General features: G+C 62.3%; 3 protein-coding genes and 2 pseudogenes. 3 read left to right on the top strand and 2 right to left on the bottom strand.

The features are described 5' to 3' along the window. Nucleotides 1-93 precede the first annotated feature (93 nt). Both Q4I23_RS31220 and Q4I23_RS31215 read left to right on the top strand, forming a co-directional pair. A pseudogene (locus Q4I23_RS31220) lies at nt 94-779 on the top strand (IS630 family transposase); the annotation flags it as partial. A 104-nt stretch (nt 780-883) separates the two neighbouring features. Further along, complete coding sequence (locus tag Q4I23_RS31215) at nt 884-1645, top strand: acyltransferase (protein ID WP_498528789.1); 762 nt, start codon at nt 884-886, stop codon at nt 1643-1645. Between the two features lie 59 nt (nt 1646-1704). On the opposite strand, the gene Q4I23_RS31210 is transcribed toward Q4I23_RS31215, so the two are convergent. Together Q4I23_RS31210 and Q4I23_RS31205 are read right to left on the bottom strand one after the other, a co-directional pair. Continuing rightward, entirely contained in the window at nt 1705-2814 is a 1110-nt protein-coding gene (locus Q4I23_RS31210) for a tail fiber domain-containing protein (RefSeq protein ID WP_498528788.1), read from the bottom strand. Nucleotides 2815-2952: 138 nt separating this feature from the next. Further along, nucleotides 2953-3285 (bottom strand): hypothetical protein, encoded by a 333-nt coding sequence (locus Q4I23_RS31205; protein WP_498528787.1) that lies wholly within the window; start codon nt 3283-3285, stop codon nt 2953-2955. 300 nt (nt 3286-3585) lie between these two features. Here Q4I23_RS31205 and Q4I23_RS31200 point away from each other — a divergent pair. Next, nucleotides 3586-3771: pseudogene (locus tag Q4I23_RS31200) on the top strand (transposase); the annotation flags it as partial. Nucleotides 3772-3823: the final 52 nt, after the last annotated feature.

Raw genomic sequence — 3823 nt, 5'->3', positions numbered from 1 at the left:
GCTCGCCATCCTCTTCGAGGACCGGTTCACGCTCGCCTGATCACAACCGGCCCGTACACGGAATTCCTGACAGTCCCTTCGCGCACAGGTCTCATAACCGACTCCAAGCAGACGCTGAGCCGGGAACTGCGCGCTCTGGGTTTCCGCAAGCTGTCGGCCCGCCCCCGCCACCACGCCGAGGATCCCGGCGCCGCCGAGGCGTTCAAAAAAACTTCCTCGCCCTGCTGGCGCAGATCGCCGCGCACGAGGCCGCCGGCAAGCCCATAGAGGTCTGGTGGCAGGACGAAGCCCGCATCGGCCAGAAGAACAAAATCACCCGCCGCTGGGCGCGCCGTGGCACCCGACCGGCGGCCCCACATGATCAGCGCACGCGCTCGGCCTATCTGTTCGGGGGGATCTGCCCGGCCCAGGGCAAGGGCGCCGCCCTGGTGCTGCCGCGCTGCACGAGCGAGGCGATGGCGCTGCATCTGGAGGAGATCGCCCACGCCGTGGCGCCCGGTGCCCATGCCGTCGTGCTGCTCGATCAGGCCGGCTGGCACACCTCGGCCAAACTGCCGGTCCCCGGCAACATCACCTTGCTGCCGTTGCCGCCGAAGTCACCCGAATTGAACCCGGTGGAGAACGTCTGGCAGTACATGCGCGACAACTGGCTCTCCAACCGGGTCTTCGCCTCCTACCAGGACATCCTCGATCACTGCTGCTTCGCCTGGAACGCCCTCGTCGAGCAGCCCTGGACCATCATGTCCATCGGACTGCGCGACTGGGCTCATCGGTCATGATCCGTGAGTCTTGGTATTATATAATTTTCTTGATTTTGGAATTTTTGTGAAATACAAGTCAAGATCTAAGCCTCTCAGATAATATCGCCAAAGGAGTTGCTCCAGTGGCTATTCATCATACCGCAATCATTGACCCCACCGCCATTATTGGAGCCGATGTCGAAATTGGCCCTTTTACCATCGTCCACGGCAACGTCAAGATTGGCGCAGGGACACAGATCGGAAGCAACTGCGAGATTGGCCTTCCAACCTCTTTGGCCGAAGGGCTGCCGTTGGTTATTGGTTGCAATTCTCTGATCCGGTCTCACAGTGTGTTTTATGAAGGATCAGAGTTTGGTGATCGGCTCGTCACTGGCCACCGCGTCACGGTCCGTGAAAAGACCAAAGCCGGCCTTAACTTCCAGTTGGGGACGCTATCGGACATCCAAGGGCACTGCACCATTGGGGACTACACGCGAACCCACAGCAATGTCCACATCGGACAAAAATCCAAGGTGGGAAACTGCGTCTGGATATTCCCCTACGTTGTTCTGACCAATGACCCTCATCCGCCCAGTAACCATATGGAAGGTGTAATAGTAGAGGACTTCGCAGTCATTGCAACAATGAGCGTGATCCTGCCTGGAGTGACCATCGGTGAAGGTGCATTGGTCGCCGCATCCAGCATGGTATCCAAGAATGTGACCCCTCACCAGATTGCAGCCGGGGTCCCGGCCAAAGACCGCGGACCGACGTCGGCTATCATGCTGCGCGACGGCACCGACAAGCCCGCTTATCCTTGGAAACGCCATTTCCATCGTGGTTACCCGGCCGATTTGGTTGCCCGTTGGGTTCAGGAAACCAAGGACCTGTCCACCAAAGTGTAACGATCACGTAGCGCAAGGCGGCGGGGACGAAAGCCTCCCACCGCCTTGCGCTATGCCGCTTACTCAATGACGCTTCGCTCCAGCGTTTCAACCCGTCCCGCCAGTTCCTGGAAGGCCCGGATCAGCGGGGCGATGAACTCGCCGTAGCGCAGCCCATGGCGGTCGACGTCCGGCTCATAGACATAACCGGCCATGTCCATCCCCAGCCGGTCCAGGACGGCTTTGACCTCCTGGGCGATCAGGCCATAGTGCGGACGCCGGTGTTGCTTGACGCAGGCCGGGCGCATGACCTCCTCGACCTCCAGCGTCTCGGTTTCCGGCACCGGGTGCAGGCGCTGCCTCCCTTCATCATCAAGAAGAGGACGGCCTTCGGAATCGAACAGTGGCTCGTAACGGAGGACAGCCTCCTCGACCGTCTCTTCCACCGGAAACACCCGGTACTGGCCCTCGAGCTTGCGGATCTCCTCGCCGACCCTGACGCGACGAACGGTTTTTACCCGCTCGACGGTCCGGCGGACGACCTCGCCGGGATCGTCGATGTCGGCGAAACGGTACTGAACCGGCCGCAATGCCTTGATGAAGTCGATTCCCAGAGTGCAGTCCGCCACGTCGCTTTTGCTGCGCGCGTCGGAGGTCTGGATCGCCGCGTTGATTGCGTAAACGTCATCCCAACGCGTGGCCGGAGCGCCCAAGTGTTGAGAAGCATCGGCCATCGGAAGGATGTTTCCGGCGACCGTGACTTGGGCCGGCAGAAACTTGGCGATCGCCACGCCACTCACCCGGAGTTCCAGCGGCGTCCGCGCAGCAACCCCGAAATGGCCAGTGTCCAGGAAGGCCACGCCGCCAAGCGCCGGGCCGTCGACGCCGAGATAAGCCATGTTCGGGCTGCCGTCGCCGTCGCCGCTGGACGACACGGCCAGCTTGATGGAGGCGCCCGTTCCGGTCACCGCGGCCGGCGACAGCAGCAACGTTTCCCCGGCCGTGGCCACCGAGCGCGAGCCGAAGCAGGCCAGTCCCGAGAAAGCCGGGTTCACCGCATGGGCCAACCCCGCTCGCAACTGGGCAACACTGGCCTGGCGGGTCTGGCCGGATTGAACCACGGGCATGATCTCCTCGCCGGAAAGCGCCGTTGCGCCGGGCAGTTGGGAGATCCTAACGGTCTGAGACATGGCGGCTCTACTCCTGGATCAGACAGAGACCCGATTCGGTCGTGAGAAGAAGGGCGCTTTCGCTCGTCATGAGCGTGCTGTCCGGGCGACACGGCGCCCGCATCATGGTCATCAGTCCCAGGGAAAAACGGGCCAGCATCATTCCATCTCCGAAAGGTACAGAGTGCAGTTGGCCGCCGCGGTGATCGCCGCGAAATGGGTGTGCCGGTCCGTCTTGCCGCCGCCCAACGACAGCGTGCACCAAATGCCATCGGGAAAGTAATGATCGCCCGAGGACGCCTGCACTGTGCCGTTCCCCGATCTCAGGAACACAGGGCCGGTGGCGAACAGGGCCACCACGCGGGTGTCCGGATCGAAGGGACCGAGGCGGCCGCTCGTCGCGGTCACCGCTAGGGCATGACTGCCGCTGGGCTTCAGCCGCAACGCGGGAATCGGCACACCATCGGCATCGCTGGGAATTTGAGTGGTCATCAGAAAACTGGCCCTTTCCGGTTAGCGTTGGAGGGAATGCGGCAGATTCTGACCGCCCTGCGAAAGGAATTTATTCAGCAAAATATCCTAGGATGTCAATCCTATTTGTTTGCTGCCACACCGGACATGGAGATATCCGCACCGTAAGCAGCTGTGGAACGCCGCCTTGTTGGTGGTGAGAAAGTAGGTGAAGAGCGGGTCTACGGAGGCTCCATTGGAGTCCAGAAGGAGGCTCGCTTGATGCAGAGGGTCGAGGTGATCACCGGCAAGGAGCGGCGCCGGCGGTAGAGCGAGGCGGAGAAGGCGCGGCTGGTGGCGGAGACGCTGGAACCGGGTGCGATCGTCGTCCATGTCGCCCGCCGGCATGGGGTGGCGGAAAGCTGCCTGTACACGTGGCGCCGCCAGCTGGTCGGCGGGATGGTTGATCCGCGGCCGGGTGATGACGCCGCGCTGCTGATCCCGGTCGTGTCCCGAGGCGTGGTGTAGGAGCCGGGGTGCTCATCTGGTCTCCGGCAGGTCTGGCCGGGACAGTCACGCG

Source organism: Azospirillum sp. UFLA03-27, from assembly GCF_059803775.1.
The sequence above is the reverse complement of the archived record's forward strand: the minus strand, read 5'-3'. Positions and strand labels throughout refer to the sequence as shown.